The organism is Streptomyces sp. SAS_270 (genome assembly GCF_052543295.1).
This window is the reverse complement of record NZ_JBMNDS010000032.1, coordinates 24,164-49,754: the sequence shown is the minus strand read 5'-3', so window position 1 is coordinate 49,754 and position 25,591 is coordinate 24,164. Positions and strand designations below refer to the sequence as shown.

24 protein-coding genes are annotated in these 25,591 nt (G+C 70.2%); 13 read left to right on the top strand and 11 right to left on the bottom strand.

What is annotated here, in order from left to right:
• Nucleotides 1–103: 103 nt before the first annotated feature.
• From gcvH to ACN6LB_RS21750, 10 genes are all read left to right on the top strand, one after another.
• Entirely contained in the window at nucleotides 104–481 is a 378-nt protein-coding gene (gene gcvH / locus ACN6LB_RS21795) for a glycine cleavage system protein GcvH (RefSeq protein WP_356134063.1), read from the top strand.
• Nucleotides 482–495: 14 nt separating this feature from the next.
• Nucleotides 496–1,758 (top strand): serine hydroxymethyltransferase, encoded by a 1,263-nt coding sequence (gene glyA, locus ACN6LB_RS21790; protein WP_356134065.1) that lies wholly within the window; start codon nucleotides 496–498, stop codon nucleotides 1,756–1,758.
• Between the two features lie 181 nt (nucleotides 1,759–1,939).
• A complete protein-coding gene (locus ACN6LB_RS21785; protein WP_445027375.1) occupies nucleotides 1,940–3,307 on the top strand; it encodes an L-serine ammonia-lyase in 1,368 nt (455 codons plus the stop codon).
• A 112-nt stretch (nucleotides 3,308–3,419) separates the two neighbouring features.
• Nucleotides 3,420–5,846, top strand: a complete 2,427-nt coding sequence (locus ACN6LB_RS21780; RefSeq protein ID WP_445027374.1) for a SpoIIE family protein phosphatase — start codon at nucleotides 3,420–3,422, stop codon at nucleotides 5,844–5,846.
• Nucleotides 5,847–5,848: 2 nt separating this feature from the next.
• On the top strand, nucleotides 5,849–6,823 hold the full coding sequence (locus tag ACN6LB_RS21775; protein ID WP_445027373.1) for a LacI family DNA-binding transcriptional regulator: 975 nt from the start codon (nucleotides 5,849–5,851) through the stop codon (nucleotides 6,821–6,823).
• Between the two features lie 75 nt (nucleotides 6,824–6,898).
• Nucleotides 6,899–8,137 carry an ABC transporter substrate-binding protein gene (locus ACN6LB_RS21770; RefSeq protein ID WP_445027372.1) on the top strand — a complete coding sequence of 413 codons (1,239 nt, stop codon included), beginning with the start codon at nucleotides 6,899–6,901 and terminating at the stop codon, nucleotides 8,135–8,137.
• On the top strand, nucleotides 8,134–9,099 hold the full coding sequence (locus ACN6LB_RS21765) for a carbohydrate ABC transporter permease (RefSeq protein WP_445027371.1): 966 nt from the start codon (nucleotides 8,134–8,136) through the stop codon (nucleotides 9,097–9,099). The genes ACN6LB_RS21770 and ACN6LB_RS21765 overlap by 4 nt, the downstream gene beginning before the upstream one ends.
• Nucleotides 9,096–9,923, top strand: coding sequence for a carbohydrate ABC transporter permease (locus tag ACN6LB_RS21760; RefSeq protein ID WP_445027370.1), 828 nt, complete (start codon nucleotides 9,096–9,098; stop codon nucleotides 9,921–9,923). The genes ACN6LB_RS21765 and ACN6LB_RS21760 overlap by 4 nt, the downstream gene beginning before the upstream one ends.
• Nucleotides 9,924–9,971: 48 nt before the next feature.
• Nucleotides 9,972–12,305 (top strand): TIM-barrel domain-containing protein, encoded by a 2,334-nt coding sequence (locus ACN6LB_RS21755; RefSeq protein ID WP_445027369.1) that lies wholly within the window; start codon nucleotides 9,972–9,974, stop codon nucleotides 12,303–12,305.
• Between the two features lie 160 nt (nucleotides 12,306–12,465).
• A complete protein-coding gene (locus tag ACN6LB_RS21750; RefSeq protein ID WP_445027368.1) occupies nucleotides 12,466–13,023 on the top strand; it encodes a GH25 family lysozyme in 558 nt (185 codons plus the stop codon).
• Between the two features lie 5 nt (nucleotides 13,024–13,028).
• Here the strand turns inward: ACN6LB_RS21750 and ACN6LB_RS21745 are convergent, their stop codons facing one another.
• Complete coding sequence (locus ACN6LB_RS21745) at nucleotides 13,029–13,469, bottom strand: endonuclease domain-containing protein (RefSeq protein WP_445027408.1); 441 nt, start codon at nucleotides 13,467–13,469, stop codon at nucleotides 13,029–13,031.
• 464 nt (nucleotides 13,470–13,933) lie between these two features.
• On the opposite strand from ACN6LB_RS21745, the gene ACN6LB_RS21740 reads away from it, so the two are divergent.
• Complete coding sequence (locus tag ACN6LB_RS21740) at nucleotides 13,934–14,476, top strand: MOSC domain-containing protein (RefSeq protein WP_445027367.1); 543 nt, start codon at nucleotides 13,934–13,936, stop codon at nucleotides 14,474–14,476.
• A 38-nt stretch (nucleotides 14,477–14,514) separates the two neighbouring features.
• Here ACN6LB_RS21740 and ACN6LB_RS21735 read toward each other — a convergent pair whose 3' ends face one another.
• Both ACN6LB_RS21735 and ACN6LB_RS21730 read right to left on the bottom strand, forming a co-directional pair.
• Nucleotides 14,515–15,195 carry an NADPH-dependent F420 reductase gene (locus ACN6LB_RS21735; protein ID WP_445027407.1) on the bottom strand — a complete coding sequence of 227 codons (681 nt, stop codon included), beginning with the start codon at nucleotides 15,193–15,195 and terminating at the stop codon, nucleotides 14,515–14,517.
• Between the two features lie 86 nt (nucleotides 15,196–15,281).
• A complete protein-coding gene (locus tag ACN6LB_RS21730; RefSeq protein ID WP_445027366.1) occupies nucleotides 15,282–16,277 on the bottom strand; it encodes a zinc-dependent alcohol dehydrogenase family protein in 996 nt (331 codons plus the stop codon).
• A 101-nt stretch (nucleotides 16,278–16,378) separates the two neighbouring features.
• Between ACN6LB_RS21730 and ACN6LB_RS21725 the strand changes: the two genes are divergently transcribed.
• Entirely contained in the window at nucleotides 16,379–17,299 is a 921-nt protein-coding gene (locus tag ACN6LB_RS21725) for an AraC family transcriptional regulator (protein ID WP_445027365.1), read from the top strand.
• Nucleotides 17,300–17,365: 66 nt separating this feature from the next.
• On the opposite strand, the gene ACN6LB_RS21720 is transcribed toward ACN6LB_RS21725, so the two are convergent.
• Nucleotides 17,366–17,578 (bottom strand): EF-hand domain-containing protein, encoded by a 213-nt coding sequence (locus tag ACN6LB_RS21720; RefSeq protein WP_356134091.1) that lies wholly within the window; start codon nucleotides 17,576–17,578, stop codon nucleotides 17,366–17,368.
• Between the two features lie 172 nt (nucleotides 17,579–17,750).
• On the opposite strand from ACN6LB_RS21720, the gene ACN6LB_RS21715 reads away from it, so the two are divergent.
• Complete coding sequence (locus ACN6LB_RS21715) at nucleotides 17,751–18,386, top strand: GNAT family N-acetyltransferase (RefSeq protein WP_445027364.1); 636 nt, start codon at nucleotides 17,751–17,753, stop codon at nucleotides 18,384–18,386.
• Between the two features lie 3 nt (nucleotides 18,387–18,389).
• On the opposite strand, the gene ACN6LB_RS21710 is transcribed toward ACN6LB_RS21715, so the two are convergent.
• The 7 genes from ACN6LB_RS21710 to ACN6LB_RS21680 all read right to left on the bottom strand — a co-directional run bounded on the left by ACN6LB_RS21710 (nucleotide 18,390) and on the right by ACN6LB_RS21680 (nucleotide 25,591).
• On the bottom strand, nucleotides 18,390–19,001 hold the full coding sequence (locus ACN6LB_RS21710) for an ADP-ribosyltransferase (RefSeq protein ID WP_445027363.1): 612 nt from the start codon (nucleotides 18,999–19,001) through the stop codon (nucleotides 18,390–18,392).
• Nucleotides 19,002–19,080: 79 nt separating this feature from the next.
• Entirely contained in the window at nucleotides 19,081–20,274 is a 1,194-nt protein-coding gene (locus ACN6LB_RS21705; protein WP_445027362.1) for a YncE family protein, read from the bottom strand.
• Nucleotides 20,274–21,059, bottom strand: coding sequence for a polysaccharide deacetylase family protein (locus tag ACN6LB_RS21700; RefSeq protein ID WP_445027361.1), 786 nt, complete (start codon nucleotides 21,057–21,059; stop codon nucleotides 20,274–20,276). Before ACN6LB_RS21700 ends, ACN6LB_RS21705 begins: the two co-directional genes overlap by 1 nt.
• Nucleotides 21,060–21,241: 182 nt before the next feature.
• On the bottom strand, nucleotides 21,242–21,745 hold the full coding sequence (locus ACN6LB_RS21695; protein ID WP_445027360.1) for an ATP-binding protein: 504 nt from the start codon (nucleotides 21,743–21,745) through the stop codon (nucleotides 21,242–21,244).
• A gap of 339 nt (nucleotides 21,746–22,084) precedes the next feature.
• Nucleotides 22,085–22,852 carry an enoyl-CoA hydratase/isomerase family protein gene (locus ACN6LB_RS21690; RefSeq protein WP_445027359.1) on the bottom strand — a complete coding sequence of 256 codons (768 nt, stop codon included), beginning with the start codon at nucleotides 22,850–22,852 and terminating at the stop codon, nucleotides 22,085–22,087.
• A 98-nt stretch (nucleotides 22,853–22,950) separates the two neighbouring features.
• A complete protein-coding gene (locus ACN6LB_RS21685) occupies nucleotides 22,951–24,195 on the bottom strand; it encodes a L,D-transpeptidase (protein ID WP_445027358.1) in 1,245 nt (414 codons plus the stop codon).
• A gap of 181 nt (nucleotides 24,196–24,376) precedes the next feature.
• Nucleotides 24,377–25,591: an Ig-like domain-containing protein gene (locus ACN6LB_RS21680; protein ID WP_445027357.1), complete on the bottom strand. Its 1,215-nt coding sequence runs from the start codon at nucleotides 25,589–25,591 to the stop codon at nucleotides 24,377–24,379.

Genomic DNA, 25,591 nt, shown 5'->3' with positions numbered 1-25,591 from the left:
GCCGCGGGCCCGGACCGACCCCGCGCCCCGCTTCCGGGCTCACCAGCAGCCCCTGCAGTCCCCCATTCACCAGCACTCCCCTGCGTACAGGAGAATTCAGGCCATGAACAACCCCCAGCAGCTGCGTTACAGCAAGGAGCACGAGTGGCTGTCGGTCGCCGAGGGCGGCGTCGCGACAGTCGGCATCACCGAGTTCGCGGCCAACGCGCTCGGCGATGTCGTCTACGCCCAGCTTCCGGAGGTCGGTTCCACGGTGACCGCGGGTGAGTCCTGCGGTGAGCTGGAGTCGACCAAGTCGGTGAGCGACCTGTACTCCCCGGTCAACGGCGAGATCACCGAGATCAACGAAGACGTGGTCAACGACCCGTCGCTGGTGAACTCCGCGCCCTTCGAGGGCGGCTGGCTGTTCAAGGTACGCGTCACGGACGAGCCGGACGACCTGCTCTCCGCCGACGAGTACACCGCCTTCTCCGCCGGCTGAGGATCGTAGAACCCATGTCGCTTCTGAACACACCCCTGCACGAGCTGGACCCGGACGTCGCCGCCGCCGTCGACGCCGAACTGGACCGGCAGCAGTCCACCCTCGAAATGATCGCCTCCGAGAACTTCGCTCCGGTCGCCGTCATGGAGGCCCAGGGCTCGGTCCTCACCAACAAGTACGCCGAGGGCTACCCGGGCCGTCGCTACTACGGCGGCTGCGAGCACGTCGACGTGGTCGAGCAGATCGCCATCGACCGCGTCAAGGCGCTCTTCGGCGCCGAGCACGCCAATGTGCAGCCCCACTCGGGCGCCCAGGCCAACGCCGCCGCGATGTTCGCGCTGCTCAAGCCCGGTGACACGATCATGGGCCTGAACCTCGCGCACGGCGGGCACCTGACGCACGGCATGAAGATCAACTTCTCCGGCAAGCTGTACAACGTGGTCGCCTACCACGTCGACGACGCCACCGGCCAGGTCGACATGGCCGAGGTCGAGAAGCTCGCCAAGGAGTCCAGGCCGAAGCTGATCGTGGCCGGCTGGTCCGCCTATCCGCGCCAGTTGGACTTCGCCGCGTTCCGCCGGATCGCGGACGAGGTCGGCGCCTACCTCATGGTCGACATGGCGCACTTCGCCGGTCTGGTCGCGGCGGGGCTGCACCCCAACCCCGTCCCGCACGCCCACGTCGTCACCACGACCACCCACAAGACGCTGGGCGGCCCGCGCGGTGGCGTGATCCTCTCCACCGCCGAGCTGGCGAAGAAGATCAACTCCGCGGTCTTCCCGGGTCAGCAGGGCGGTCCGCTGGAGCATGTGATCGCGGCCAAGGCGGTCTCCTTCAAGGTCGCCGCCTCGGACGAGTTCAAGGAGCGCCAGCAGCGCACCCTGGACGGCGCGCGCATCCTGGCCGAGCGTCTGGTCCAGGACGACGTGAAGGCCGTGGGCGTGGACGTCCTGTCCGGTGGCACCGACGTGCACCTGGTCCTGGTCGACCTGCGCAACAGCGAGCTCGACGGGCAGCAGGCCGAGGACCGTCTCCACGAGGTCGGCATCACGGTCAACCGGAACGCGATCCCGAACGACCCGCGTCCGCCGATGGTCACCTCGGGCCTGCGCATCGGCACGCCCGCCCTCGCCACCCGCGGCTTCACCGCCGAGGACTTCACCGAGGTCGCGGACATCATCGCCGAGGCGCTGAAGCCCGCCCACGACGCCGGGTCCCTGAAGGCCCGGGTGTCCGCTCTGGCCGACAAGCACCCGCTGTACCCCGGCCTGAAGTAGTTTCGTTCGCTTTCCGTCGTACGAGGTTTTTCTCGTTTTTCTCTCGTACCGGTATCTTTCGTACGAACGTCCGGGGCACCGCGCACACTGGAAGGTGAGCGCGGTGCCCCGCCGCATGCACTGCCCTCTGCGTCACCCCTGACGGACAACGGCGTCCGCCGACCACACCTAGGAGTTCCCCGTGGCCATCTCGGTCTTCGACCTGTTCTCGATCGGCATCGGCCCGTCCAGCTCCCACACGGTCGGCCCGATGCGCGCGGCCCGCATGTTCGCGCGCCGCCTGCGCAACGAGGACCTCCTCGACCGGGCCACCTCGATACGCGCCGAGCTGTACGGCTCGCTGGGCGCCACCGGACACGGGCACGGCACCCCCAAGGCGGTACTGCTCGGCCTGGAGGGCGCCTCCCCGCGCACCGTGGACGTGGAGGGCGCGGACACCCGCGTGGAGGAGATCCGCACCGGCGGACGCCTGAACCTCCTCGGCACGCACGAGATCGCCTTCTCCTACGACGACGACCTGGTCCTGCACCGCCGCAAGGCGCTGCCGTACCACGCCAACGGGATGACGCTCTTCGCGTACGACACCGCCGGCGCCCTCGTGCTGGAGAAGACGTACTACTCGGTCGGCGGCGGCTTCGTGGTCGACGAGGACGCGGTGGGCGAGGACCGCATCAAGCTGGACGACACGGTCCTGAAGTACCCCTTCCGCACGGGCGACGAACTGCTGCGGCTGGCCGGGGAGACCGGCCTGTCGATCTCGGCGCTGATGCTGGAGAACGAGCGGGCGTGGCGCACCGAGGAGGAGATCCGCGAGGGGCTCCTCGACATCTGGCGTGTCATGCAGGCCTGCGTGTCCCGCGGCATGTCCCGCGAGGGCATCCTGCCGGGCGGCCTGAAGGTGCGCCGCCGCGCCGCCGTCTCGGCCCGCCAGCTGCGCGCCGAGGGCGACCCGCTGGCGCACGCCATGGAGTGGATCACGCTCTACGCGATGGCCGTGAACGAGGAGAACGCCGCGGGCGGGCGAGTGGTGACGGCCCCCACGAACGGCGCCGCGGGCATCATCCCCGCGGTCCTGCACTACTACATGAACTTCGTGCCCGGCGCGGACGAGGACGGCGTCGTCCGGTTCATGCTCGCCGCCGGAGCCATCGGCATGCTCTTCAAGGAGAACGCCTCCATCTCCGGCGCCGAGGTCGGCTGCCAGGGCGAGGTCGGTTCGGCCTGCTCGATGGCGGCGGGCGCCCTCGCCGAGGTCCTCGGCGGCTCCCCCGAGCAGGTCGAGAACGCGGCCGAGATCGGCATGGAGCACAACCTCGGCCTCACCTGCGACCCGGTCGGCGGCCTGGTGCAGATCCCCTGCATCGAGCGCAACGGCATGGCCGCGGTCAAGGCCGTCACCGCCGCCCGCATGGCCATGCGCGGCGACGGCTCCCACAAGGTCTCCCTCGACAAGGTCATCAAGACCATGAAGGAGACGGGCGCGGACATGTCCGTCAAGTACAAGGAGACGGCCCGGGGCGGGCTCGCGGTGAACATCATCGAGTGCTAGCCGCAGGGGCCCGGCGCACCGGGCCAGGACCGCGCAAGGCTGACTTGCCCTATCCCCGCAGGGCGCGCACGCTGGGACTGTGAGTGACATCACGGGTGCGAATTGAGAAAGTATGACCGCTTCTGATCAGGGTTCCGGTCACTACGGGTGGTCGCCCGATGCCGTCACGGCCACCGTCGGCCCGGGAGGCATCGTCACGGGCTGGAGCGAGGGTGCCCGGCGGCTGCTGGGCTACCGCGCCGCGGAGGTCGTGGGGCATGCCGCGGCCGAGCTGCTCGCCACGCGCGAGTCCTCCGAGACGGCCGGGCTCGCCCTGATCGACTCGCAGGAATGGAGCGGCACCGCCGCACTCCTTCATCGGGACGGCCACCGCGTCGACGTCACTCTGCATGCCCATCCCTCGCTGGACGGCGACGGCAAGCCCCAGGGTTTCGTCGTGACCGCCACGTCGGACACCGCCGGGTCGGGACCCGACCGGAAGATGATGGAGTGGGCGTTCGCCCAGGCCTCGATCGCCCTGTCCACCTACGCCACCGGTTCGCGTGCCTGGCAGCTGAACGCGGTCGCCTCGGGCAGCGAGCCGGCGCGGAAGGGCGCACCGCGCACGTCGCCGTACCCCGACCTCCTGGACGGGGGCCACACCGACGAAGGGTTTCTGCGGCGCGTCCGGCGGGTGGCCGAGGAGGCCAGGCCGATGCGCTACGAGCACCTCACCCCGGCTCCACCCGACGCGCGCGGGCACGCCTGGATCATCGAGATGTGGCCCGTCAGGGATCCCTCCACCGGCCAGGTGTGCGGAGTCGGCACCGCGACCTTCGACAGCAGCGAACAGCACCGGGCCCGGCAGCGGCTGGCCCTGCTGAACGAGGCGGGCACCCGTATCGGCACGACTCTGAACGTGACCCGCACCGCCCAGGAACTCGCCGATCTGGCCGTCCCCCGGCTCGCCGACTTCGTCAGCGTGGACCTGCTCGACTCCGTGACCCGTGGGGAGGAGCCGGTGCCGGGGCCGGTCGACGCCACCGTGATGCTGCGGCGGGTGGCGCACCAGTCCCGCGCCGCGGGCGTACCCGAGGCGAGCGTCGGTCTCGGGAAGATCGACGCCTATCCCGCGTTCTCCCCTCCCGCCCGCTGCCTGACCACCGGCCGCCCGGTGCTCAGCGGGACGGACGATCCCGACTTCGGGCGGTGGGTCGCCCTGGACGAGGCCCGCAGCAGCAGCGTCCGGACGCACGGGTTCCACTCGCTCATGGCGGTCCCGCTGCAGGCCCGAGGGATCACGCTCGGGGTGGCGGTCTTCACCCGGAGCACCACCTCGGCCCCCTTCGCGCAGGACGATCTGATCCTCGCCGAGGAACTGGCGGGCAGGGCGGCCGTAGGTGTGGACAACGCGCGCCGCTACACCCGGGAGCGCACCAACGCGCTCACCCTCCAGCGCAGTCTGCTGCCGCGTGAGCTGCCCGAGCAGACGGCCGTCGAGGTCGCGTACCGCTATCTGCCGGCCGGCTCGGGGGCCGGCGTGGGCGGCGACTGGTTCGACGTGGTTCCGCTGTCCGGCACCCGGGTCGCCCTGGTCGTCGGGGACGTGGTCGGCCATGGCATCCAGGCATGCGCCACCATGGGGCGGCTCCGTACCGCGGTGCGCACCCTCGCCGATGTCGACCTGCCCCCGGACGAACTCCTCACCCACCTCGACGACCTGGTCACGCACCTCTCCTCGGACAAGGACGACGCCGCCCCGAACGAGCCGTACGCCGTCACGGGTGAGATCGGCGCCACCTGCCTGTACGCCGTCTACGACCCGGTCGCCCGCGTCTGCACCCTCGCCAGCGCCGGCCATGTGCCACCCGTGCTGGTCCTCCCCGACGGCACGGTCAGCGTCGTACGGCTCAACCCGGGACCGCTGCTGGGCGTCGGGGGTCTGCCCTTCGAGGCCACCGAGCTGGAACTGCCCGAGGGCAGTCTGCTCGCCTTCTGCACCGACGGTCTGATCGAGGCGCGCGACCATGACATCGGCCTCGGCCTCGACCGGCTGTGCGCGGTGCTGGCCTCCCCGGTCCCCTCGTTGGAGGTCACCTGCGACGCCGTACTCGAGTCGCTGCTGCCCGAGAGCCCCGGCGACGACGTGGCCCTGCTCCTCGCGCGCACCCGTGCCCTGCACACCGACCAGGTCGCCGCCTGGGCCCTGCCCTCCGACCCCGCGATCGTCGCCGACGCCCGGGCGCAGGCCGCCCGCCAGCTCGCCGTCTGGGGACTTGAGGAGGCGGCGTTCGTCACCGAACTGGTGGTGAGCGAGCTGGTCACCAACGCCATCCGGTACGGAAGCGTGCCCATCGGCCTGCGGCTGATCCGGGACCGGACGCTGATCTGCGAGGTCTCCGACGCCAGCAGCACCGCCCCCCATCTGCGCCGCGCCCGCACCTACGACGAGGGCGGCCGCGGGCTGCACATGGTCGCCCAGCTCACCCAGGGCTGGGGCACCCGGCAGACCTCCCGGGGCAAGACCATCTGGGCCGAGCAGCTCCTCCCGGTCAGCTGACCATGACCGAGCACACGGGCGACCCGAGCCCGGAGCCCGCCGTGCCCGCGCATGCGGGCGCCGCGGAGGCCGGCGGTACGCACACGCTCGGTCTGCTCTACCCGCCGGCCGGCCGCGGGCGCGAATACACCACGATGCAGCTCGCCTTCATCGGCGGGCTCGCGGAGGCCGCCACCCCGCACGGCTACGACCTGCTGCTCTCCCCCGGCGGCTCGCAGAGCGATCCCTCGTTCAGGCGGATCGTCGACGAGCGACGGGTGGACGGCGTGATCGTCATGGAGATCCGACGGGAGGACGACCGCGTCGAACACCTCAGCAAGGTGGCCTTCCCCTTCGTCGCCATCGGCAGGAACCGCAGGGCGGAGGAGGCCGGCTGGGTCGACCTGGACTTCGCCGGCCTGGCAGGCGGCTGCGTTCGGCACCTCGCCGACCTCGGCCACCGCAGAATCGCGTTCGTCAACAGATCGGAGCAACTGTTCAACAGCGGCTACGGGCTGGCGCGCCTCGGGGACGAGGGCTACGGCGCGGCCATGACGGAGCTGGGACTCACCCCGCACTCCTACCTCTGCGGCGACGACCTCGCCTCGGGGGAGGCGGTCGTGGAGCGGATCCTGCTGGACGACCCGGCAACCACCTCGCTGGTCACCATGAACGAGGCCGCTCTGGAGGGCGTCTACCGCGGGCTGACGCGTCACGGCCGCAGCGTGCCGCGTGACTTCTCGGTCGTCGGGGTGGCGGCCAGCCCCTGGGCGGAACAGGTGAGCCCGCAGCTCACCGCGGCCGAGATACCCGCCCGGGAGATGAGCCGGGTCGCCGTCGACCTGATGGTCAAGCGCCTCGCCTCACCCGGCTCGGCTCCCCGGCACGTACTGCTGAAGCCTCTGATCACCCTTCGCGCCAGCACCGGGCCCTGCCGTCCGGTGCCCGGTTCGGAGCCCGAATCGGAATTCCCGGATCTTGACGACTTCGATTTCTGACGCACGCCCGCACGTCCGCAGGTCCGAAGGCCCGCACGATCCGCGCGAGCCCCGATCACAGAGTGGAAGTGGAGCATGTCGTACACCGTCGATCGCCGCGGCTTCCTGCGTGCCGCAGGCGCGGGAACAGCCGCCCTCGGCCTCGGCGGGGCCCTGGCCTCCTGCGGCTCGGGCAAGCCGGGCACGACCACCCTCGTCTGGTGGGACTACTTCACCCTGGACAACTTCCAGCCCGGAATGACGGCCCTCATCAAGGACATCGAGGCCAACGTCCCGGATGTGAAAATCCAGCGGCGGACCTTCCCGTTCGCGGACCTGGAGCGGCAGCTCACCCTGGGTGCCATCTCCGGCGACCTGCCGGACATCGCCATCGTCGACAACGTCTCCATGAACACCCTGGGCGGCAGCGGTCTGCTGGCCGACCTCACCGACAGGGTCGAGAAGTGGGGCCAGGCCGACCACTACTACGAAGGCCCCTGGGCCGGCTGCCAGGTAGGCGGGAAGACCCTGGGGATCCCCAACAACAGCAACTGCCTCGCCCTGTACTACAACACCGAGATGCTCCGGTCCGCCGGGGTGAAGCCGCCCACCACCTGGGACGAGCTGGCCGCCGCGGCGGCGCGGCTGACGTCCGGGGACCGCTTCGGCCTGGCACTGAGCGCGATCAGAACCGAGGAGGGCGTCTTCCAGTTCCTGCCGTTTCTGTGGCAGGCGGGCGGCGACCTCGACACCTTCGCCACCCATGGCGCGACGGCGCTGTCCTTCCTCGACGACCTGGTCGCCAAGGGCTCACTGTCCGAGCAGTGCGTGGGCTGGACCCAGCAGGACGTCAACACCCGGTTCATCAACAAGCGCGCCGCCCTGCAGATCAACGGCCCCTGGCAGATCCCCACGCTCAAGAAGGCGAATCTCGAGTGGGATGTCGTCCCCCTGCCCCGCGACAAGGAGGCCGCCACCTGCCTGGGCGGCGAGAACTGGGTCCTGATGGCGAAGAGCAGGCATCTCGACAAGGCGTGGCAGGTCCTGGAGTACACCCAGCGTCCCTCGGTTCTGGTGCCCTATCTGGTGTCGTTCGGCGAACTCCCGGCCCGCAAGGACCTGGCCGACGCGGGCACCTGGGCGTCCGATCCGGCACTGCGGCTCTTCCTCAGCCAGCTGCCGCTCGCCCGGCCGCGCCAGTACGGACCGCACTACGCCGACATCTCGCAGACCGTCGCCGAGGCGGAGCAGGCCGTCCTCACCGGTTCCAGCGCCCCCTCCGCCGCGGCGAAGGCAGCCGCCGCCAAGATCGACAAGGCGCTGGGGCATACATGAGACCGAGCCGTCGTACGCCACCCGGAAAGGGGCCGCGCCGCCGCGTCCCGGGCGGCCGTACCCCCCTGTCCGCCCGCCGCCGACGGCAGGGGTACCTGTTCTGCCTGCCGGGTCTGGCCTTCCTCGCCCTCTTCCTGGCCTATCCGCTGTTCTACAACGCGTGGACGTCCGTCCACGACGTGAACCTGAGCGGGCTGCTCGGCGGGGACGAGCCGTTCAACGGCCTCGCCAACCACCGCGCCGTGCTGTCCGACCCGGAGTTCTGGCACTCGGTGCGCCTCTCGGTGGTCTTCACCCTGGGATCGCTGTTCTTCCAGTTCACCATCGGCTTCGCCCTGGCCCTGCTCTTCGTCCGGCCCTTCCCCCTGAACGGTCTGCTCCGCTCCCTGTTGCTGGTGGCCTGGCTGCTTCCGCCCGTGGTCAGCGGAACCCTCTTCCGCTGGCTGCTCGACGCGGACTCCGGCGCCTACGACGCCCTGCTCCGGTCGGCGGGACTGGGCAGCCTGTCCCACGACTGGCTCACCGACCCGCACACCTCGCTCGGCGGAGTCGTCTTCGCCAACGTCTGGGTCGGGATGCCCTTCAACATGCTGCTGCTCCTGGTGGGGCTGCACACGATCGATCCCGAGCTGTACGAGGCCGCCGCCATCGACGGCGCGAACGCCTGGCAGCGCTTTCGCAGGATCACCCTCCCGCTGATGCGACCGGTCTCGGTGACCGTGCTGCTGCTCGGCCTCATCTACACCTTCAAGGTCTTCGACATCGTCTTCGTGATGACGGGCGGCGGACCCATCGACGCGACCCGCGTGCTGTCCCTCTACGTCTACGAGGTCTTCTTCACGTTCTTCCGCTTCGGGCAGGGAGCCGCCGCGGGCCTGCTGCTGCTCGTCGTACCCCTGCTCGTGGGCGTGTTCTACGTCCGCCGGCTGCGGCGGGAGCAGGCCGAGGAAGGTGCGACGTGAGACCGCCGCGCCGCCCCTGGCTGCTCACGGGCGCGGCGACGCTGATCACCGCGGCCTTCCTGCTGCCGGTGTACTGGATGGCCAAGACCAGTCTCACGAAGCCGGACCGGATCCTGACCGCGTCCCCGCAGTGGGTCCCTTCACCCGTCACCGGGGAGAACTACTCGACGGCACTGGCCTACGCGGGGCTGACCCGGGCCCTGCTCAACAGCCTGGTGATCTCCTGCGGAGTGGTGGCGCTCACCCTGCTGCTGGGCGTCCCGCTCGGCTACGCGCTCGCCCGCATCCGGATGCGCGGCTCGGGCGCGATGGTGCTCGCCCTGCTCGTCGCCCAACTGCCGCCCGCCATCGTGCTGGCGGCGCCGCTGTTCATCCTCGAACACCGGGCCGGTGTCGACAACACGTACCTGGGCCTGATCGCCGCCGACACCACCCTCACCCTGCCCTTCACGGTGATCGTGCTGCGCCCGGTGCTGCGGAGTGTCCCGCCCGAGCTGGAGGAGGCCGCCCTCGTCGACGGCTGCGGACTGCCCGGCGTACTGCTGCGCGTCGTACTGCCGATCATGGCGCCCGCCCTGGTCGCGGTGGCCGGGCTCTGCTTCCTGATCGGCTGGGGCGAGTTCCTCTTCGGCCTCACCCTCGCCGAGGGGCCCGACGTCCAGCCCGTCACCGTCCTGCTCAACGCCTTCGTCGGCCAACACGGAACGTCGTGGGGAGCGCTGATGGCCACCGCCACCCTCATCAGCGTTCCGGTGGTCTGCGTCTTCGCCCTCTTCCAGCGCTTCATCGTCGGTGGGCTCGCCTCCGGAAGCGTCAGGGGCTGACGATGCGTCACCTCCTGAACCGCGGCCGGTGCAGTCCTCTGGAGAGCCATGTCCTCACTCCATCCCCGTGACTACGCGCCCTTCGTCGCGCCGCCCCCCGCGCTCACTCCCGCCGGCCCGAGCGCGCTCGACCCGGTCGTCGCCGCCTCGGTCGTGCACGTCGGCGAGGACGGCGCGGTCCTGGACGTGCGCACCGCGGCCGGGCGCGCCGGCACCCTCAGCCTGCGGCCCGCGACGCCGAGTTGCGTACGGGTCACGTTGCGCATGGCGGGAGTGGCGACGGCGCCGCGAGCCTCCGTCGTCACCGCGCCGACGGACGCCGGATGCACCACCACGCACTCGCCGGACGCCGTGGTCCTGCGCCTCGACGCCCTCCGGCTGAGCGTCCGTCTCGCGCCTTTCACGATGGAGCTGACCGACCGTCACGGCCGGGTGCTGCGCCAGGCCACCGACGCCCGCGACCCCGACGACGCGCTCACCGTGCTGCCGCTGGGCGTCACCGAGCTCGCGGACGGCCGCCTCGTCCACCACGACAGCTGGATCGCCGAGCCCGACGAGCACTTCTACGGTCTCGGCGAACGCTTCACCGGCCTCGACCTGCGCGGGCAGCGCGTCGAGTGCTGGGTCGAGGACGCCAAGGGCTCCACGGGTACCCGCTCCTACCTGGCGAGCCCCTTCCTGATCTCCAGCCGGGGCTACGCCGTGCTCGTCGACACGACCACGGCGGCGTCCTTCGACCTCGCCCACAGCAACACCGGCGCCTGGTCGATGACCGTCCCTGACGAGGTGTTCGACCACTACCTGATCAGCGGCTCCCCCGCCGAGTGCCTTGCCGGCTACCGCGACCTCACCGGCCCCGCCCTGCTGCCGCCCAAGTGGGCCTTCGGCCCCTGGATCTCCGGCGGATTCCGCAAGGACACCGCGGCGGACGTACGCGAGCGTGCCAGGCAGGTCCGCGAGCGGCGCTTCCCCTGCGACGTCCTGCACATCGACACCTACTGGCAGCGGCACGGCTCGTGGTCGGACATGGAGTGGGACACCGAGGCGTTCCCCGACCCACGGGGTCTGGCGGAGGAACTGACCGGCCAGGGCTTTCACATCTCGCTCTGGATGAACCCCTGCATCGGGATCGACAGCCCGTACTACGACACGGTGGAGCGCAACGGCTGGTTCCTGCACACCTCCTCGGGCGAGACCTGGTGCGGGCAGCTCTGGGGCGGCCACCACCCGGACACGGCGCTGCTGGACCTCACCCACCCCGGGGCCGTCGACTGGTTCCGCGAGCGCATCCGCCTGGCCCTGGCCGCCGGGGCGTCGGTCCTGAAGACCGACTTCGGTGAGGCGGTCCCCGCCGACGCGGTCGCCCACAACGGGATGACCGGCGAGCGCCTGCACAACCTCTACCCCCTCCTCTACAACGACCTGGTCTCCGAGACGACCAGGACCGTGTCGGGCCACGGCCTGACCTGGGGCCGCTCCTCCTGGACCGGTGGCCAGCGCCACGGCGCCAAGTGGACCGGCGACCCCGACGCCCGTTGGCAGGACCTGGCCTCCACCCTGCGAGCCGGTCTCTCCCTCTCCCTGACCGGGCATCCCTTCTGGAGCCATGACATCGGCGGCTTCCACGGCACTCCGGAGGCCGAACTCTTCGTCCGCTGGGCCCAGTTCGGACTGCTGTCGCCGCTCAGCCGATTCCACGGCATGACCTCCCGGCTGCCCTGGGACTTCGGCGAGGAGGCGTACGCGGCCGTGCTGCATGCGGCCCGGCTGCGGATGAGCCTGCTGCCCCACCTCCATACGGCCGCGGCCGAGGCCGTACGCACCGGCGAACCCCTCGCCCGCCCGATGCCCCTGGATCACCCGGACCGCCCCGACGCCCACACCGCCGACCTCCAGTACCTGCTCGGCCCCGACCTGCTGGTCGCCCCGCTGTTCGCGCCGGGAGGGCGGCGGTGGGTCTGGTTCCCACCCGGCGAGTGGCTGCCGTACTCCGACGCGACGCTCCGTCCGGTCACCGGGCCGGCCTGGCATCAGGTCGAACTCCCGCTCGCCACCGCCCCCTTGTGGCTGCGGGCCGGAGCCCTGCTGGTCACCACGCGTCCGTCCGAGCGTGCGGGCAGCGCCCCCTTCGGGGAGGTGACCGCCGTATGGGTACGGCCACAGTCCCAGCCCTCCCGCACGGCCCGGGCCCTGCTGCGCGACGAGGACGGCACCGGGACCGTCATCACCGCCCGGCTGACCGGCGACCATCTGACCGTCCGCACCCAGGGGCCTGTTCCCCGACTGCGCCTGGCTGTTCGGGGCTTCACGGGCGAAGCCCTGACAGCCGAGGTGGACGACGTGCCCACCGAAGTGGACGTCCGCCCCATGCCCGAATGGTGAACAGCGGCCGCGACACCTCGTGCCGACGATGCCGGGGTCGGTGACGACCCGAAGCCGAGGTTCCGGCCGAACCGCCGGATCTCCCGCGCCGGGGCGGGCAGGATGCATCAGTGGATCCTGCAATTCCCGTCCCCCCACCGGCACTTCAGGGAGTCCCCCCATGCTCCGCGGCATCGACGTAAGCGCGTTCCAGTCCGCCACGTACGGCACGGACAGCCTCTCCTTCGTCTTCATCAAGGCGACCGAGGGCCGTTCGTACGTCAACCCCAAGCTCACCGCCCAGACGAAGCACGCCCGCGACGCCGGCCTCGTCGTCGGCTTCTACCACTTCCTGTGGCCGGGCAACCTCACCGCCCAGGCGGAGTACTTCGTCGCTCACGCCCCCGAGAAGGCCGGTGACATCCTCGCCGTCGACTGGGAGACGACCGGCGAGGGCACGCACGCCTCCAACAGCGAGAAGGACCGCTTCATCCGCACAGTGAAGCAGCTCCGGCCGAATAACCAGGTCATCCTGTACACAAACAGGAACTACTGGCTGACCGTCGACACAACATCGTATGCAGGCGACGGCCTCTGGATAGCTGACTACGTCACGGCAGGCAAGCCCCGCATCAAGGCGAAATGGCTCTTCCACCAGTACACCGACGACCCACTGGACAAGGACGTCGCGGACTTCGCCACCGCGGTCGCGCTGCGCGAATGGGCCGGGAATGCTTGATCGACTCAGTGGCGCAACAAGGCCAGTTCCCTCCTGAGTCGCTTCACCGGCGGATCGGAGAGGTACTCGTTGAGCAGATCGAAGGTACGAAGCTCAGAGGGAAGAGCCTCGTACCAGGCAAGACCGAGGAGATTGCAGTTGTTGCATACGAGACCGCGCACGCAGTCGCCGCAACTTCCCTGAGGACAACACGCATGGTCGTGATCGACATGCATGGCTCTGCCGCCCATGTAGGCACTCCCGCACACAGCACACCGGCTCTGCTGAAACCGCAAGAGAAGGTCGACGAATTCCTTGGTCACCTTGTAGTGATTGAGCCGGACACGCTCAGAGTTGCACGGCTTGCAGTACGGCCGCGGCACACCAGACGCGTTCAGTGACGAAAATTCCGACCGCGGTTTGCCCTCCCCACATCCAAGACAGTCTACGATTCCGCGCTCGATCATCTTCCGAATGGCACCGTTCTCCCGCTTGCTCCGCAACGGCGAGAGCGTCTGCCCCTTGCTGCTCTGCTGGTAGTGAGCGGTGCAGAGGCCCTTGGCAGAGACCGCTCTGACACAGCCGTCGAAGTCGCATGGCCTGCCCGCCCCCTCGGCACGGTCGACGTTGATCGGAGCGAGCCCACGCCCCCTCCGATGCTGCGCGTAGTGCGTCCTGCACAGTCCCTTGATCATCGAGTACCGGTCGGACGACCGGTCGCAGGCCCATCCGTCCCCGCCCGCTTCGCATGCCCTCACTCAATCCCCCGATCGGCATGACCTCGTAGCCCTATCGTCCGATCAACGATGGAATCAAACATGCGTCACGGCTACGCACATCGAAGCGACTGCTCGCGAGGCGTCTTCTGCGCCCGCATAAGCTCTGAACTGCGGCGAAGCAGTCGCCGCGCGAAAGAGGGGAGCTTCACGACATGAGCGGGACAGTCACCGCGGTCAGCAGCAACGGGACGTACTCGTTCACCAAGCCGAACCGGGAGAGCATCACGCTGCTCGACGGGCTCGGGGTGGAGGGGGACGTGCACGCCGGCACGACGGTGAAGCACCGCTTCCGGATGGAGAAGGACGCCTCGCAGCCGAATCTGCGTCAAGTGCACCTGATGCACGCGGAGTTGTTCGACGAGCTGCGGGAGAGCGGGTACGAGGTCGCGGCCGGCGAGCTCGGCGAGAACGTCACCACGCGGGGCGTCGACCTGCTGGGGCTGCCCGTCGGCACGCGGCTGCACCTCGGGGACGAGGCAGTCGTCGAGGTGACCGGGCTGCGCAACCCCTGCGCCCAGATCGACAACTTCCAAAAGGGCCTCATGAAGCAGGTCGTCGGCCGCGGCGAGGACGGGAAGGTGCGCTTCAGGTCCGGGATCATGAGCGTTGTCGTGGCGGGCGGCCGGGTGCGGCCCGGCGACTCGATCAAGGTCGAGCTTCCGGACGGGCCGCACCGGCCGCAGGAGATCGTCTGAGCCGCGCCCCTTCGGGAGGGTCGCGCGCCCCTTCCGCGTTACGCGCGGAAGTCCGCCGGGCGCTCCTGCGGTGCCTCGGCCAGCGCCTTGGTGACCGCGTCGACGCCCTCCTGAAAGCCGTACACCGGCGTACCCGGCTGCTGGCGCCAGGAGTCGTCGAGGCCGCCGGAGTCGACCGTGTCGAAGCCGATCTCGTCGATCAGGTCCCGCACACGCTGCTTGGCGGCCGCGTCGTCGCCCGCGACGGGGAGGGCCAGGCGGTCGGGGGCGCCGGCCGGGCGCGGGCGGTCCAGGAGGTCCTGGGCGTAGGTGCCGTTGAACGCCTTGATCACGGTGTGCCCGATCTGCTGGGCGGTCCAGCGGCTCTCGGTCAGGCCGTCGTCCTCGATCGCGTCGATCCGGCCGTCCCGCTGCTGCGGGTAGTAGTTGCCGGTGTCGATGACGGCGAATCCCTCGGCGGCCCCGTCGAGGATGCCGTCCGGCAGGCCCGGCACAGCCTTCAGCGGGATCGTGACGACGACGATCTCGGCGCCGCGCGCGGCCTCCTCGACCGGCACGGCGCTCGCCCCGGTCTCCTCGGCGAGCGCGGTGAGGGTCGCAGGGCCACGCGAGTTGGCGATGGAGACCTCGTGACCGACGGCGGTGAACCGCCGAGCCAGGTTGCCGCCGATGTTGCCCGCTCCGATGATGCCGATCTTCATGACAGACCCTTCCGCGATTGATGCATGCGCATACGCCTGATGGCGGCATCAACCTCGGAGGCGTACGACGTATTCCGCGCCGCCCGGCGAACGGGTGACGGTCCTCAGATCCGCACCACGATCTTGCCTGTGTGCGTGTTCGACTCCATCAGGCGGTGGGCGTCACGGACGGCGTCGAGACCGTCGAAGACCTCGGCGATCACCGGGCGCAGGGTGCCGTCGGCCAGTCCCGAGTTGATGTAGTGCGCGGCACGGCGGCGGCCCTCGGCGGTCCTGGAGACGTTGGGGTTGGCGTAGCCGTGGACGGTGAGCGGCCAGCTCATGGGCAGCAGGGTGGGCTTCTCGGAGAGCCAGCCGTAGCTGATCAGGGTGCCGTCGGGGACGACGGCGTCGCCCAGCGCGGCGAAGCCGGGGCCGCCGATCGCGTCGAGGACGATGTCGACGCCCCGGCCGTCCGTCAGCCGCTTCGCCTCCTTCACGACGTCCTCTTGCTCGGTCACGATCACCTGCTCCGCACCGAGGTCGAGCAGGCGTCGGCGTTTGTCGTCGGTGCGGGTGGTGGCGATCGGGATCGCGCCGGACCGGCGGACCACCTGGAGGGCGGCGGTGCCGACACCGCTGGACGCGCCGGTGACCAGCACCCGGTCGCCGGGCTGCACGCTCGCCGTCCGCAGCAGGGCGCCGTACGCGGTGGAGTAGGTGACCCAGACGGCGGCCGCGGTGACGGCGTCGACCCCGGCGGGCCGGGACACGACGGCGCTCTCGTCCAGCAGGATCCGGTCGCCGTACACGCCGTGGGCGCTGAGTTCGAAGTTGGCAGCCGCCATCACGGGGTCGCCCGGTACGAAGGCGGTCACGCCCTCGCCGACCGCCTCGACGGTGCCGGCGGCCTCGTAGCCGTTGCGCGAGGCGGGCAGGGTCGGCTGGTAGTAGTAAGTCCCGGCCCGGTAAAGGGCTTCGGCGCGGTTGAGCCCCAACGCCTCGACTCGGACGAGGAGTTCACCGGGGCCGGGTGCGGGCAGCTCGACGTCCTCGACCTTCAGGACGTCCGGGCCACCGGTCTCGTGAAAGAGCACTGCACGTGCGGTAGTTGAAGTCATGCCGTCGACGGTAGGAGCCACGTGTGAGACGGACCATGCCTGTCTGTCTCCCTTTCCTGTCCGTACGTCTCACCCGGGAGTCGGCGCGCTACGGTACGGGCATGGACGTACTCAGCGACGCCATCGCCGCGATGCGCACCGGACGCCCGCACTCCTCGCGCCGGGACAGACACGCGCCCTGGGGGATGCGTTTCGAGGCCTCGGAGGGGGCCGGGTTCCATGTGGTGCTGCAGGGGTCGGCGTGGCTGATCCCTGCGGAGGGCGAGCCGGTGGCGGTCGGACCCGGTGACGTGGTGTTCATGGCACACGGGCGGGGCCATGCTCTGGCCAGCGGTCTCGACGTCCCGCTGGAGGAGGTACGGCTCGGGCCGGACGGCCGCTGGCCCAGGCCGCCGTCCACCGAGAACGGATCGGGCCCGGTGACCGTCATGCTGTGCGGCGCCTACCAACTCGACCGGCATCGCGCCCACCCCCTCCTCTCCGAGCTGCCGGAGGTCGTCCACCTCCCCACCCGCATCGGCACGCACCGCTCGCTGCGGGCGGCCGTCGAGCTTCTCGGCATGGAGCTGGAGGAGCCGCAGCCGGGCTCCGACACGATCGTCACGTCCCTGCTGGACACTCTCCTCCTGTACATCCTGCGCGCCTGGTGGCAGCGCGAGCGGCACGGCGGCGGGCACCCCACCGGCTGGTCGGCCGCCCTCGCCGACCCGCCCGTCGCGGCCGCACTCCGCGCGCTGCACGGCGACCCGTCCCGCCCCTGGACCGTCGAGGAACTCGGCGCCCGCGGCGGTCTCTCCCGCGCGGCCTTCGCCCGCCGCTTCGCGGCCCTGGTGGGCGAGCCCCCGCTGACCTACCTCACCTGGTGGCGCATGATCACCGCCGGGCGGCTGCTCCGCGAGGACGACATCCCCCTGCGTCTCGTCGCCCAACGCACGGGCTACACCTCGGAGTTCGCCTTCGCCAAGGCTTTCAAGCGGGAGTACGGGGTGCCGCCGGGCCGGTACCGGAAGCAGGCCTCCTGAGCGGCGTCGCCGGGTGTGCCGAGGGGGCGCCCACCGGAGTCCGGTCGGCGCCCCCTCGTGGGCGGGTCACTTGTTGAGGTGCGCCCAGAACTCGTCGAACGACAGGACCTTGTCGCCGTTGAGGTCGCGGTTGGCGATGATGGCCTCGGCCACCGACTCGGTGACGTTCCAGTCGCCGCCCTGGGCGAGGGCGGTCTTGAACTCGGCGGCCGTGATGGACCCGTCGCCGTCCGTGTCGATCCGCTCGAACTGCTTGCGTGCTTCCTCGATGTCCGCCACCGGATCCGCCCCTTCATGGTGCACTGATGCCAGGCCGTACGGCCCTACTGACGGAGGTCAGATTAACGGTCCGCCCGCGCACGCAGCGCGGCGACCACCCACGCACCCCCGGCATGCCCCCGAGCCCGGGCCTTTCGTGGGTGGCAGCGGGCGGGAACCCGAGGAGCGTGTGGTGGCACCAACCCTGCGGGACATTCTCGACGCGGCCGCCCGGGGCGACTTCCCGCCCGCGGACGGCGGTACGACGGTCGTCCCGCAGGCCTGCCGACGGGACGCCGGCGTGCTGTCCTTCACGGCGCACTCCGTCGTCTTCACGGACGAGGATCCGCACTGGGTCCGCGAGACGCTGCGCGCACTGGACTGCGACGCCCTCGCCGCGACCATGAACCCGCGCTTCCTGGCCGCCTTCATGGACCGGACGGGACGTACGGCGGAGACCATCGACGCGGTCCTGGTCGGCTCCCCGCTGCCGGGTGAGCCGCCGCTCGCGCTGACCGAGATCGAGGACGCCGGCCATCCCCGCATCGGCTGTGCCCGCGGGCGCCGCGACGAGGTGCGCGCATGGACGGCGGACGGCGGCGTGCTGGTGACGGGGCGCGGGATCGCCGGGCGCCTCGAGGTCTCGGTCGAGGTGGACGAGGACGTACGGCAGCGGGGGCTGGGGCGGCGGCTGGTGAATGCCGCCCGGCATCTCGTGGCCGAGCCGCTGTGGGCGCAGGTCTCGCCGGGGAACGCCCGCAGTATGCGGGCGTTCCAGGCAGCGGGTTACCGGCCCGTGGGCGCGGAGGCACTGCTCATCGCTCGGTAGACGTCAGTGCCACGGCTCGTAGTACGGGTTGCTCTCGCAGTCACTCATGATCTCGGTCTTGGTCTTCTTGTCGACCGGGCAGACGCCGATGACGTACTGCCGCGCGATGCCGCCGGGGAAGGCGACCTCGACCTGGTCGGCCCACCTGTGGGTGTCGCCGATGGTCTTGTTGACGTCCACGCCGCCGGGGGCGTCGATGTAGTAGTTGAAGCCCGACTTGTACCAGGTCTTGTACAGGTCGTGGTCGTAACTCGTCGAGACGTACGAGGAGGGCTGGTTGACCAGGACGTACTGCTCGACGTCGTACTGCCCGTCGATCACGTCCTTCGGATGGAAGCCCTGCTCGAAGACGGTCGCCGGGCCGCGGCTGTCGCTGCGGTAGAGCGTGCCGCAGGTCTTGCGCCAGACGGGCTCGGGCGTGATGCGGCCCACGTCGACGCGACGGTCGGCGGCCGCCTTGACGGGGTCGTCGAACTGCGGACAGGAGGGTGCGGCGGCCCGGGTGGACGCGAGGGCGACGGGTGCGGCGGGGAGGGTCGCCGCCGAGGTCGCGAAGACGGCCGAGAGGGACAGGACTACGGCAGCGGCCCGCCGCCGCAGATGAGTTGTGATCATGGAGAGCACCATCTCGTCTCTGCGGGGGCGGGCCGTGGATCATCACCCGTACGGCGGCGTGTCCCGAACTGCCCTCGTCTCAGCGGAAGATGCCGGTGTGCCCGAGCGAGTAGCGGCCGGGCTGCGGGTACACGGCGAGGCCGTGCGGGCCGCTGCCGACCTTGATCCGGGCGAGCTGGACGCCGGTGCGGGTGTCGATGGCGTACACCTCGGAGTTGTAGCGGCCTGACAGCCACAGCACCTTGCCGTCGGCCGAGACGCCGCCCATGTCGGGGCTGCCGCCGTCGGGGAGGTACCACTTCTTGGTCAGCTTGTTCTGGGTGAAGTCGAAGATGGAGATGGTGCCTTCACCTCTGTTGGAGATGTACATCTCGCGGGAGTCGCGGCTGACGTACAGGCCGTGGGTGCCCTTGCCGGTGGGCAGCAGGGTCGGCTGGGTGAACTTGTCGCCGTCCAGGACCCACATGCCGTCGGCCATCATGTCGGCGATGTAGAACCGCTTGCCGTCCGGGGAGACCTTCACGTCCTGCGGCATGGCCCCCTCGAAGGGCAGCTTCTGCTGGCCGACGATCTCCATCTTCTCCGTGTCGACCTTCAGCAGCTCTCCGCTGAACTCGCAGGACACGATGAAGTACTTGCCGTCGAGGGAGAAGTCGGCGTGGTTGACGCCGTAGCAGCTGACCGGCACGGTCTTCGCGCGCTTCATGGTGTGCGCGTCGCGGAAGACCAGCTCGCGGTCGAGTGAGGCCATCACGATCGCGTACTTGCCGTTGGGCGTGAAGTAGAGGTTGTACGGGTCGTGCACGTCGACCGTCTTGCCCGCCTTGCCGGTCATCGGGTCGATGGGCGTGAGCGTGTTGCCCTTGTCGTTGTTGACCCACAGCGTCTTCATGTCCCAGGAGGGGACGACGTGTTGGGGCTGCGCACCGACCGGGATCGTCTCGATGACCTCGTACGTCTTCGGGTCGATGACCGAGACGGTGTTGGAGTTGGTGTTGGGGACGTAGACCCGGGAGGGGAAGTCCCTTACGGCCGGGGCGAGTTGATCCGGGCGGTCGGCGGCGTAGACGTCCTTCGGGTCCAGCACCGGGGGCATTCCGGGCAGGCCCTGGATCGTCTTCTTCTCCGGCTGGGCGGGCTGGCGTGCGGCGGGTTTCGTGCCCAGGGCCTCGTTGGCGCGGGATCCCTTGGAGTCGCCGCCGCAGCCTGCGAGGGCGGCCGCCGCCACGAGGGCGAGGCTCACGATCAGGGTGCGGTTCCGGTTGCGGTGCATCAGCTCAGCAGCTCCGTGGTCGTCACCGCGCGCAGGCCGCGGCGGTCGAGTTCTTCCAGGACGGCGGGCAGCGCGGCGACCGTGTCCGCGTACCCGAAGTGCAGGCTCACCACCGACCCGTTGCGGATCTCGCCGATGACCTTGCGGGTGACGGCGGGGGCACCCGGTGAGGTGAAGTCGAGCGAGTCGACGTCGTACGACAGGACGTGCGGGTATCCCACGCGGCCGGCCAGCCGTTCAACGAGCGGTGAGGCGCGCGGGGTGCGCGAGGGTCTGAACCAGGTGCCGATCGACCCGGTGAGACGGCGCAGGCGCTCCGCGCATCCGCGGATCTCCGCGTCCGCGTCCGTCTCCGACATCGCGTTGATGTCGAGGTGGCGCAGGGTGTGGTTGCCGAGGTCATGGCCGCCGTCGAGGATCCGGCGGGCCACGTCCGGGTGCTCGTCCAGCCAGTTGCCGACGGCGAGCACGGTGACCCGGGCTCCGGCCTTCTCGGCCTCGCTCAGCAGCGTCCGGGCGATGCCGGGGTCGCCCTGGCCGTGGAAGGTGAGGGCCACTCGGGGGCGGGTGCGGGGGCCGTGGGCGATCTCGACGGGTTGCGCCGCGAAGCGGCGGGGGGTCGGGGCGGGCGCTGCGAGCGGCTTGTGCGGGGGGTGGGGCCGGGTGGCTGCCGGGTGGGCGGCGGCACCGGCCGCCGTGCAGCCGGTGCCCAGGGCTCCGGCTGCGGCGAATCCGGCGCTCGCGCGCAGGGCCGAGCGGCGGTCGGTGGTGGTCACCTGCCCCATTTAAGGGGGGTTTCGTGCGAAATCCGGCTATTTACCTGTTTGGCGGAGGGGGCGGGTCGTTGGCCGGGGCGGGTGGGGGCGGTGCCGCCCTGGGGGCGCGGGCGCGGTGCGGGTGCGTTGCGGGTCGGGTCCGTGCGTACGCGGCCGCGGGTGCATGGGGGCCGGGGAGTGGGGCCTGACCGTCAGCGGTCGGCCACTCGCATTTCGAACCATGTGGTCTTGCCTCGTGGCAGGAGGTCCACGCCCCAGCGGTCGGAGAGTTTGTCCACGAGGAAGAGGCCTCGGCCGCTCAGGTCCATCTCCTGGACCGGCATCAGACAGGGGAGCCCGCGGGAGGGGTCGCGGACCTCGAAGCGGATCCAGCCGCGCCGGCGCCGCATCCGGAGGCCGAACACGCGGGCGCCCGTGTGCCGTACGGCGTTGCCGACGAGCTCGGAGACGAGCAGCACGGCGTCCTCGGTCATCTTCGGCGAGAGCCCCCAGTGACGCAGGACGATCACCTGGGTGAGCCGGCGTGCGGTGGCCGCGGATTCGGGGCGGGACGGCAACGGCACCTCGGCCTCCGTCGGGTTGCCGAACAACTCCAGCGCCTTCAGCGCCTGTTCGTCCTCGACCGCAGGCGACCAGCGCGCCGCGGTCGCACTCCCGTGCCGCCGCGGCTGTTCGATACCCTCCGGCCCCGCCATGCCCCCATCATGGCCGTCCAAAGGGCTCTTCGGGGCCGTTCCGAAGGAATACGCCCCCCGGAAGCCACCATTCCGCAAGGTCCGATTGTCATATGCCAGCGGTAATACGATTGCTGCCGCACACCATTTGACCTGCCATTACGGGCCAGTTGAGGCAATCGCCAACCCTCCGCGAAGGGGCAGGCTTAAGGTTGCCTTAAGGCTCCCATAAACCGCCCCTTCGAGGGACGCCGGGTGAGACATCGCGTCAACTGCAAGTGGATCAGCAGAAGTTGAGGAGTGAATTTCCGTACTCTCGCCGCGTGTTTCAGGGACGGGTACGGGCGGGCTCCGACCGCCTCAGAGGAACTTGGCCTTGCCCGGGCCCTCCTCCACGAAGCTGCGCATCCCGCGCTCGCGGTCCTCGGTCGCGAACAGCCCCGCGAACCAGTTCCGTTCGACGGCGAGGCCGGTCTCGATGTCCGTCTCCAGGCCCATGTCGATCGACTCCTTGGCGGCGCGCAGCGCGAGCGCCGGTCCCTGCGCGAGCCTCGCGGCCCAGGCGTGCGCCTGTGCGTACACCTCGTCGGCCGGTACCACCCGGTCGACGAGTCCGAGCGCCAGCGCCTCGTCGGCCTTCACCATCCGGCCGGTGAAGATCAGGTCCTTGGCCTTGGAGGGGCCGATCAGCCGGGAGAGGCGCTGGGTGCCGCCCGCGCCGGGGATCAGACCGAGCAGGATCTCCGGCTGCCCGAGCTTCGCGTTGTCCGCGGCGATGCGGATGTCGGCGCACAGCGCCAACTCGCAGCCCCCGCCGAGCGCGTAGCCGGTGACGGCGGCGACGACCGGCTTCGGGATGCGGGCGACAGCGGTGAAGGACTCCTGCAGCGCCCGGGACCGTACGATCATGGCCGCGTGGTCCATGGCCTGCATCTCCTTGATGTCCGCGCCCGCCGCGAACACCTTCTCCCCGCCGTAGATCACCACGGCGCGCACGTCCTCGCGGCGCGTGGCCTCCTCGGCGAGCTCCTTGAGCCGGTCCTGCGTGGCGACGTCCAGCGCGTTCATGGGAGGGCGGTCCAGGCGGATCGTTCCGACGCCTTCTGCCACTTCGAGATGCACAGTCATGCTGGCAGGTTAACGGGGATTAACGGGAGCGGGGCCGGTGCCGTTGCTCACAGAGGTGAGAGCGGCACCGGGCCCGCGAGCCGGGAAGGGGCGAAGCCCTACGCCGTCCAGTCCGCCCAGGACATGTTCCAGCCGTTTAGGCCGTTGTCCGGTGCGACGGTCTTGTCGTTGGAGTGCTTCACGATGACCACGTCGCCGGTGATGGAGTGGTCGAAGAACCAGGCCGCGGGCGCGTTGCGGTCGCCGCCGCCGCGGGTGTCGCGCAGGCCTACGCAGCCGTGGCTGGCGTTGTAGTTGCCGAAGGCGTCGCCGCCCCAGTAGTTGCCGTGGATGAAGGTGCCGGAGTCGGTCAGGCGCTGGGCGTCGGGTACGTCCTTGATGTCGTACTCGCCGCCGTAGCCGACCGTCTCGCCGTTCATGCGGGTCACCCGGAGGCGCTCGCTGATGACCATCTGGCCGTTCCAGGTGTCGTAGCCCGGCTTGCCCGTGGTGATCGGGATGGTCTTGTAGACCTCGCCGTCGCGCTTGACGACCATCTTGTGGGTCTTGACGTCGACGGTGGAGACCTGGCTGCGGCCGATGGTGAACGTCACGGTCTTGGCCTGCTTGCCGTAGACGCCGGGGCGGCCCTCGACGCCGTCGAGGTTGAGCTTGACGGTGACCTTCGTACCGGCCTTCCAGTACTGCTCCGGGCGGAAGTCGAGGCGGTCGTTGCCGAACCAGTGGCCCTGCACGTCGACCGCGGGCACCGTCTTGATCTCGATGGCCTTCTCGACGTCCGCGGGGTGCGTGATGCCGCGCGTGAAGCGGATCGAGAAGGGCATGCCCACGCCGACCTTGGAGCCGTCCTCGGGTGAGTAGGTGCCGACGAAGGTGTTCTTCGGGGTCAGCGTGGTGAAGGCCGAGTCCTCGGCGGACTCACGGCCGCCGGCGTCCTTGGCCACCGCGTGCACCTTGTACTTGGTGGCGGCGGCGAGGTGCGTCGCGGGTGTCCAGGTCGCGCCCCCGCCCGTGATCGTCCCGGCCACCGCGTTGCCCTTGGTGTCCGCGACCTTGACCTCGGTCAACTTGCCCTTGGCCGCGCTCACCTTGAGGGCGCCGCTGGTCTTCACGCCGTCGGCGCCGTCCTTCGGCGCGATCGTCACGACGGCCTGCGAGGCCTTGGTGTCCGCCTTGGTGGAATCCTTGCCCTTGCCGTCCTCGGATCCGGACCCGGAACCCGAGTCCCCTCCCCCGCATGCCGTCACGGCGAACAGCAGCACTCCGAGAAGCAGTGCCGACAGGCCCTTGCTCCCGCGTGCCCGTGCGCCAACCGACGCCCCCGATATCGGTCGCCCGTTCACAGTCGTTCTCCCCTCGCACGGCCTGATCAGGCCCGCACTCCAGCGCGGCCCCCCGCGCGTATCGCGCTAATTAATCACACGGCCTGCGGCGATGGCTCCCCGGGATTGTCACTGTTCAGTCCCAACTTGGGCCGTGTGGGGGCGTGCCCGACTCACCCCGGGGGCGTACCCCTATGTCGGGCTACTTCACCGCGCCGCCCGCTTTCCACTCCTTCCACCCCATGTTCCATCCTCCGAGGCCGTTGTCGGGAGCGACCTTTTTGTCATTGCTGTGGACCACCTCGACGACGTCGCCGATGAGGCTGCGGTCGAAGAACCAGCCCGCGGGCTGCTCCGAGCTGCCGCCCTTGACGTCCTTGAGGCCCACACAGCCGTGGCTGACATTCGTGTTGCCGAAGCTGCTGGGCGCCCAGTAGTTGCCGTGCAGGAAGGTCCCGGAGTCGGTCAGCCGCATCGCGTGGGGGACGTCCGGGATGTCGTACTCACCGCCGAAGCCGACCGTGCGGCTGTTCATACGGGTCACTTCCAGCATCTCGGTGACCACCATCTTCCCGTTGTACGTGGTGGTCTTCGGGGCGCCCGCCGTGATCGGCACCGTCGCGAGGAGGTCGCCGTCGCGGCGCACCTGCATCGTGTGCGCGGCGGCGTCGACGAGGGAGACCTGACTGCGGCCGACGGTGAACGAGAAGGACTTGTACTGAAGTCCGTAGACCCCGGGCGCGCCCTCCACGTCCCGCAGCCGCAGCCCGACGGTGACCTCGGTGCCGGGCTTCCAGTACGTCTCGGGCCGGAAGTCCAGGCGCTCCTTGCCGAACCAGTGCGGGCGGATCTCGACGGCGGGCTTCGCCGCCACGTGGATCGCGCGCTCGACGGCGGCCCTGTTCTCGATCTCCCGGTTGAACTCCAGTGAAACGATCATTCCGGTGCCGACGGTCGAGCGGTTCTCGGGGGTCACGTACCCGATGAAGCGCTCGTCCGGGACGTATGTCGTGAACGTCGTGTGCCGTGCCGAGCGCCGCCCGTGTCCGTCGAGGGCCACCACGTCGAGGGTGTACTTGGCGGCGAGCGCCAGCCGCCCTGCGTCGGGCTGCCAGCTGAGTCCGTCGTCGGAGATGCGGCCGGGCACCGGGGAGTCCTGGGCGTCCTGGGACCGCACCGCCTTCACGGACTCCAGGCGGCCACTGGGCACCCGTACCCTGAGCCGCTCCTCGGGGCGTACGGCCCTGCTGCCGTCGTCCGGCGATACGCGGATGACGTCCTCGGGTGCGCGGGGCTTGCCGAGTACCTGGTCCATTCCGTCCGACGTGCAGCCGGCGGCTCCGGCCAGCAGGGCGGCCCATGTCAGTGCGGCGGCCAGCGCCGCCCCTGCGCGCCGCGCGCGCCTCTGTGCGTCCAT